Raw genomic sequence first — 7506 nt, 5'->3', positions numbered from 1 at the left:
CAATTTCCATTACTACCTGCATTTTAAAGGACATCGTATAATCCTTCTGCGTACGGCGGACATCGCCCTGTGATTGATATCTCCTCATTGTGAGAAAATTTGTGTCAACCTATTTCAGGACGGGTCAGGGTAAACAAAAGGGCCGCACCTCAAAGATGCGGCCCTTCCTTATTTGCAGCGGGCGTAAATCTATTTGTCGATATCCAGCAGGTAGAACATGAACGCATATTGGAGCGCCACGTCTTTCAGCGCCTTGAAACGTCCGCTGGCACCGCCATGGCCGGCTTCCATATTGGTTTCGAGGAGCAGGAGATTGTCTCCCTTCTTCATGGCGCGGAGGCGGGCCACCCATTTCGCCGGCTCGAAATATTGCACCTGCGAATCGTGCAGACCGGTGGTTACCAGCATATTGGGATATACTTTCGCTTCCACGTTATCGTAGGGCGAGTAGGATTTCATGTAGAAATAGGAATCCTTGTTTTTGGGGTTCCCCCATTCGTCGAACTCACCGGTCGTCAGCGGAATACTTTCATCCAGCATGGTGGTCACCACGTCCACGAAAGGTACGGCGGCGATCACGCCCTTCCAGAGCTCCGGCCGCATATTCACGACGGCGCCCATCAGCAATCCACCTGCAGAACCGCCCATGGCAAAGAGATGCGCGGAATCGGTAAATTTATTTTCCACGAGGAAATCGGCACAGTCGATAAAGTCGGTGAAAGTGTTTTTCTTTTTGAACATCTTCCCGTCGTCATACCAATGCCGGCCCAGCTCCTGTCCGCCGCGGATATGCGCGATGGCATAGCAGAAACCGCGGTCCAGCAAACTGATGCGGTTGCTGTTGAAGTTAGGTTCCATGGTGTTGCCGTAAGAGCCGTATCCATAGAGTAAAAGCGGATGTTTGCCGTTCTTCTCGAACCCTTTTTTGTACACGAGTGAGATGGGTACTTTCGTACCGTCGGTAGCCGTAGCGAAGACGCGTTCCGTCACATAGTTTTTCGGATCGTATCCACCGATCACTTCCTGTTGTTTGCGGAGTGTTTTTTCCTTCGTTTCCATGTTGTATTCGTACACGGAATTGGGCGTGGTGAGCGAGGTATAGCTATAGCGCAGCACTTTGGTGTCCAGCTCGGGGTTGGCGATCACGTAGGCCACGTAGGCGGGTTCGCCGAAATCGAGGTAATGTTCCTGCCCGTTCTCGGGGATGATGCGTACCTGGGAAAGACCGTCCTTGCGCTCGCTCAGCACAAGGAAATTATTGAAGAGCGTAAAGCCCTGCAGCAGCACGTCTGGCCGGTGCGGGACCACTTCTTTCCAGTTGTCCATCGTTGTTTTGCCGACGGGCGTTTCCATGAGCCGGAAGTTTTTGGCGTCGAGGTTCGTTTCGACATAGAATTTATCGCCGCGGTGATCGATGTTGTAGAGCATGTCTTTCTGCCGGGGCTGAAATACCCGAAAAGCGCCGTCTGGCTTAGACGCCTCGAGGATGCGGGTTTCGGAGGAAAGGGTGCTTTCGCTGCTGATGGTGATGTAATCGCGCGAGCGGGTGCGCCCTACCCAGGTGTTGAAAGTTTCGTCGGCTTCGTGGAAGATCATAACATCTTTCGCGGGGTCGGTACCCAGTACGTGCCGGTAAATTTTCTCGACGCGGAGGGTTTGCGGGTTTTTCGTTCCGTAGAAAAAGGTCTTGTTATCCTTCGCCCAGGCGATGCCCGGGTCGGCGTTGGGTATGACTTCGGGATAAAGTTCCCCTGTTTCCAGGTTTTTGATACGGAGATTGTACAACCGGCGGCTCACGGTATCTTGCGCATAGACGAGCAATTTATTGTCCGGACTGATATCAGCGCTGCCTACCTGGTAATAGGCGTGCCCTTTGGCCAGGTCGTTCACATCGAGGTACAGTTCCTCCGGCGCGGACGTTTCGCCCTTTTTACGGCAATACAGCGGGTATTCCTTGCCTTCTTCGTAACGGGTGTAATACACGTAACCGTTTTCGAGGATGGGTGCGGATTCATCTTTCTCCTTGATGCGGCCTTTCAATTCGTTGAAAAGCTGTTCGCGGAGGGTGCGCACGGGCGACAGCATCGTGTCGGTATATTTATTTTCTGCTTCGAGATAGGCGATTACCTTCGGATTGTCGCGCTCGTTGAGCCAATAATATTCATCGTTCCGGGTGTCTCCGTGGATAGACATTTTATGATCTATCTTTTCCGCGACGGGCGGCGGCACATTCACTTTTTCCATCTTTTTTTCTTTTTGCGCGCAGGCCGACAACACGAGGGCTGCACAAACGGTAAGGGGCTGGAGTCGCATATGAGTGGTTTAGAATGATTGAATATAAGGAAAACCCCGAAATAAAACCGGGGCCGCATGGGCCCCGATTCTGCAATTATTTGATTTTCATCTTTTCCGGATCCCACTGGATCAGTTTCTTCTTGAAATAGCTTTCATTCACCGCCAGGGCGGGGCCTGCGGCGCGGAGGCCGAAGGTGGCGTCTTCCACCATGGGTTTACCGTTGCGGATGGATTCGAAGAAGTTGGTGAAGTGATCGAGGCGATCGTCGTACCCCGCCGGGGAGTGGTATTTGATCTCTTCCGATTTCGCCTGCGCGCGGTCTGCCTCGCTGTATTTGGACATATAATTTTTCACGAAGGCTTCCTGTTCGCTTTGCGTGAAGGTGTTGTACGTGTCCCAACCGCCGTATCCGGGGGCTTTGGGGAGCCTGTGCTGTTTGATGGTGAAATCGTTCCAGCCCATTTCCATGACGCCTTCGGTGCCGATGAGGCGGGTGTATTCCCCGCCGCCGCCGCCGTCTGCGAAGTTCACGCGCAGCTGCATCTGGAAAGCCGGGTGCTCGGGGGTTTCAGGATATTCGAAAATGGCTACCATGAGGTCTGGCACATCGCGGCCGTCTTGCCATTGCACGAGGTTGCCGCTTGCGAAGATGCGGTTGGGGCCTTTGGAGCCGGTGATGAAGTGCAGGCCGGTGATGAGGTGCACGAACAGATCGCCGGGAACGCCGGTGCCATAGGCCTGGTAATTCCTCCAGCGGAAGAAGCGCACCGGGTCGAAGGGCATTTTGGCGGTGTCTTTCAGGAACGTATCCCAGTCGATCGTTTTGGGCGATGCGTCCGTCGGGATGGAATATTGCCATGCGCCGAGGGCGGAATGCCGGTCGATCTTGGCTTCCACGAGGTTCAGCCGGCCGATGTCGCCCGCCTGGTATCTGCGCCTTGCTTCTGCCATGGCTACGCTGCTCACGCGCTGGCTGCCTACCTGGAGGATGCCTTTGGTGCGCTGCTGGGTGGCGATCACTTTATGCCCTTCTTCGATCTGCTGCGTCATGGGCTTTTCGCAATACACGGCTTTGCCTTTCTCCAGTGCGGCGATGCTTTGGGTATCGTGCCAATGGTCGGGCGTGGCGATGATCACTGCGTCAACGTCTTTTCTTTCGAGGATTTCGCGGTAATCGCGGGTGGTGTAGAGATGATTGCCGTAAACGGATTTCGCTTTGTCGAGGTGACCATCATACAGATCGGCCACGGCTACCAGTTCCACTCCGGGAACTTTCAGGGCGCAGGAAACGTCTCCGAAACCCATGATGCCCATGCCGATGCCGGCGATCCGTATTTTGTCGTTGGCGCTCACGCGCTTTTCGGGATGAAGGAGTACCCTGCGGCCGGGTTCTGCTGCGAGGCCCGCGAGGGGAGCCGCGCCGATGAGGGCGGCGGTGCTGCCAAGGTCGCGGATGAATTTGCGACGGGAATTATTTGCCATTCCCCAAGATAGGAAAGCGACGCAGGAAAAACAAGGCTAAACACCTGCTAAAACGCGCCCATACTGCATCTCCGGCCAAATACAGGGATCAGTGGACGATACATTTGCTGAGCGGCGACGGATTTTCCCAAAGTGAAAAGCCGGCCCGGGACGTTTCATCCGGGCCGGCTTTTGCAATTGCCTTATAGTCAGTGTTACCTGTCTGATCAGGAGGTGAACCCTGCGCTGAAAAACTCGCGGTTCATCCGGGCGATGTTGCTGATCGAGATGCCTTTGGGGCACTCGGCTTCGCAGGCGCCGGTGTTGGTGCAGGAACCGAACCCTTCCTTGTCCATCTGCATCACCATGTCTTCCGCGCGGGAAGTACGCTCGGGGTGGCCCTGCGGCAGCAATGCCAGCTGGGAAACCTTGGCGGAGGTGAAGAGCATCGCGGAGGAGTTCTTGCAGGCCGCTACGCAGGCGCCGCATCCGATACAGGCAGCTGCAGCGAACGCCATGTCGGCGTCGTGCTTCTCGATGGGGATGGCATTGGCGTCTACCGCGTTACCGGTGTTCACGGAAATGTAACCGCCGGCCTGGATGATACGGTCGAACGCGGAGCGGTCTACCGTCAGGTCTTTGATCACGGGGAAAGCCGCAGCGCGCCAGGGTTCCACCACGATGGTGTCTCCATCGTTGTAGGCACGCATGTGCAACTGGCAGGTGGTGGTTTGTTCCCACGGACCGTGCGCACGGCCGTTGATATACATGGAGCATGCGCCACAGATGCCTTCGCGGCAGTCATGATCGAATGCGATCGGTTCTTTTCCTTCGTTTATCAAACGCTCATTGAGGACGTCGAACAGTTCCAGGAACGACATGTCTTTCGAAACGTCCGACACTTCGTAGTTTTCGAAGCGGCCTTTGTCCTGGACATTTTTCTGGCGCCAAACTTTTAATGTGAGCTTCATAATTTACAGTTTTATATCCCTTATCAAACTTATTTATAGCTACGCTGGGTCGGATGAACGATCTCGAATTCCAGTTTTTCCTTGTGCAGGTCGAAGTTGCTGGGGCCTTTGTATTCCCAGGCGGCAACGAAAGCAAAGTTCTCGTCGTCGCGTTTGGCTTCGCCTTCCGCATCCTGGTATTCTTCACGGAAGTGACCGCCGCAGGATTCGTTGCGCTGGAGGGCATCGCGGCACATGAGCTCGCCGAGTTCCAGGAAGTCGGCAACACGGCCGGCTTTTTCCAGTTCGGGGTTCAGTTCGTTCTGTTCTCCGGGAATGCGAACATCTTTCCAGAACTCTTCGCGGAGCGCCTGGATTTCCCTGATCGCTTCTTCCAGTCCTTTGGCGTTGCGTGCCATACCGCATTTGTCCCACATGATTTTACCGAGGGCTTTGTGGAAGTGGTCCACGGAGTGTTTGCCCTTGATGTTCATGAGAGTGTCCAGCGTGTTTTTCACCTTGTTTTCCGCTTCTACGAATGCGGGGTGATCGGTGGGGATGGCTTTGGTATGGATATCGTCTGCCAGGTAATTACCGATGGTGTAGGGGATCACGAAGTAACCGTCTGCGAGGCCCTGCATGAGTGCGGAGGCACCGAGGCGGTTGGCGCCGTGGTCGGAGAAGTTGGCTTCGCCGAGGGCGTACAGGCCGGGAACGGTGGTCATCAGCTCATAGTCTACCCACAGGCCGCCCATCGTGTAGTGCACGGCTGGGTATATGCGCATGGGGGTTTCGTACGGGTTTTCGCCGGTGATCTTGGCGTACATATCGAACAGGTTGCCGTATTTCTCGGCTACCACGCCTTTGCCCATTTTGATGATCTCTTCTTCGGAAGCGTTCTCTTCGCCGCGTTTACCGGCTTCGATAGTGCCGTAACGTTTGATGGCGTCGGCGTAATCGAGGTAAACGGCCATTTTGGAAGTGCCTACGCCGTAGCCAGCGTCGCATCTTTCCTTGGCGGCGCGGGAGGCCACGTCGCGGGGAACGAGGTTACCGAAGGCGGGATAGCGGCGCTCCAGGTAATAGTCGCGCTCTTCTTCGGGAATATCGGTCGCTTTCCTTTGATCGTCCTTTTTCTTGGGCACCCAGATGCGGCCGTCGTTTCGGAGCGACTCAGACATGAGGGTGAGTTTGGACTGGTGATCGCCGGAAACGGGGATGCAGGTGGGGTGGATCTGGGTGAAGCAGGGGTTACCGAAGAAGGCGCCGGCTTTGTGGGCCTTCCAGGCGGCGGTAACGTTGGAGCCCATGGCGTTGGTGCTCAGGAAGAACACGTTGCCGTATCCGCCGGAGCAGATGAGGACGGCGTGGCCGAAGTGGCGTTCCAGTTTACCGGTGGTCAGGTTCCGGGCGATGATGCCGCGGGCCTTTCCGTCAATTTTCACCACTTCCAGCATTTCGTGGCGGGTGTATTGTTTTACGGTACCGAGGGCTACCTGGCGCTCCAGGGCGGAGTAAGCCCCGAGCAGCAGCTGCTGGCCGGTTTGGCCGGCGGCGTAGAAGGTACGCTGCACCTGGGTGCCGCCGAATGAACGGTTGCTGAGCAATCCGCCATATTCACGGGCGAAGGGAACCCCCTGTGCCACGCACTGGTCGATGATATTGCCGCTCACTTCAGACAGGCGGTACACGTTACCCTCGCGGGCACGGTAGTCGCCACCTTTCACGGTATCGTAGAAAAGACGGAAAACAGAATCGCCGTCGTTTTGGTAGTTCTTGGCTGCGTTGATGCCTCCTTGCGCCGCGATGGAGTGTGCACGGCGTGCGCTGTCCTGGAAGCAGAAAACTTTCACTTTGTACCCGAGCTCGCCGAGGGATGCGGCTGCAGAAGCGCCGGCCAGGCCGGTACCTACCACGATGATCTCGAGTTTCCGTTTGTTAGCCGGGTTTACCAGCTTCACGGTGCTTTTATATTTGCTCCACTTGGTCTCCAGAGGGCCAGCAGGAATTTTTGCGTTCAACATAATATCCTTGCTTTATCAGATTTTGTTAAAGTAAATGTACACGGGGATCAGCGCGAAAAGTGCGGGGATCAGGATGCCGAAGATCCAAAGGCCGATGAAATTGATCATGCCGTTGTACTTCGGGTGGTTGAATCCGAATGTCTGCATCGAGCTTTTGAAACCGTGCACCAGGTGGAACGCCAGGGCGATCATACCCACAACGTACAGTGCTACCAGCTCCACTTTCCCGAATGCTTTCCAAACTACCGTGTAAAGATCACCTACTTTTTTGCCATCGTAAACGCTCGTAGGGATGCCGCCATAGTGCATCTTCCACCAGAAATTGGCGAGGTGGATAACGATAAAGATGAGGAGGATGCTGCCCATGATCGCCATCTGGCGGCTGAACCAGGACGAAGTTTTGTTGCCGGGCTTAACGGCATACTTCACCGGCCGGGCTTTCTGGTTACGGATGGTGAGCTGGATGGCGAGGAAAGCGTGGATAACAATCACCGCTTTCAGCCCCCAGGCCAGCGCCTGGATCAGGAGATTATGCCCCATGAAATCCGCATACAGATTAAAGGCCTGACCACCATCGTCTTTCATCAGCGAGAAGTTGCCAGCCAGGTGCACGATCAAAAATGTGCACAGAAAAAAGCCGGTGGCGCCTACCAGCAGTTTCTTACCGATGGAGGTTGAAAAGAATTGCGACCATTTCATAAGATACGTTCTAAGCTTCCTTTAGTATGAATAAATAAGTGAAATGTCGGGCAAATTTATAACATGAAAAATTAAA

Annotated in this window: 5 protein-coding genes; all 5 read right to left on the bottom strand. The window is 54.9% G+C overall.

All coding sequences use genetic code 11. From position 1 onward, the window contains the following. Window positions 1–189: 189 nt before the first annotated feature. On the bottom strand, window positions 190–2313 hold the full coding sequence (locus EJ361_RS10525) for a S9 family peptidase (RefSeq protein WP_126245547.1): 2124 nt from the start codon (window positions 2311–2313) through the stop codon (window positions 190–192). A 76-nt stretch (window positions 2314–2389) separates the two neighbouring features. Then, a complete protein-coding gene (locus EJ361_RS10520) occupies window positions 2390–3778 on the bottom strand; it encodes a Gfo/Idh/MocA family protein (protein ID WP_126245546.1) in 1389 nt (462 codons plus the stop codon). A 206-nt stretch (window positions 3779–3984) separates the two neighbouring features. Next, window positions 3985–4728, bottom strand: a complete 744-nt coding sequence (locus EJ361_RS10515) for a succinate dehydrogenase/fumarate reductase iron-sulfur subunit (RefSeq protein ID WP_126245545.1) — start codon at window positions 4726–4728, stop codon at window positions 3985–3987. A 29-nt stretch (window positions 4729–4757) separates the two neighbouring features. Further along, complete coding sequence (locus EJ361_RS10510; protein ID WP_126245544.1) at window positions 4758–6731, bottom strand: fumarate reductase/succinate dehydrogenase flavoprotein subunit; 1974 nt, start codon at window positions 6729–6731, stop codon at window positions 4758–4760. A 15-nt stretch (window positions 6732–6746) separates the two neighbouring features. Continuing rightward, window positions 6747–7430, bottom strand: a complete 684-nt coding sequence (locus EJ361_RS10505) for a succinate dehydrogenase cytochrome b subunit (protein ID WP_126245543.1) — start codon at window positions 7428–7430, stop codon at window positions 6747–6749. Between the last annotated feature and the right edge of the window lie 76 nt (window positions 7431–7506).

Origin of the sequence: Chitinophaga rhizosphaerae, assembly GCF_003958645.1 — a bacterium.
Classification (GTDB): Bacteria; Bacteroidota; Bacteroidia; order Chitinophagales; family Chitinophagaceae; genus Chitinophaga; species Chitinophaga rhizosphaerae.
Note: the sequence above shows the minus strand (reverse complement) of the source record. Positions and strands in the feature narration are given on the sequence as shown.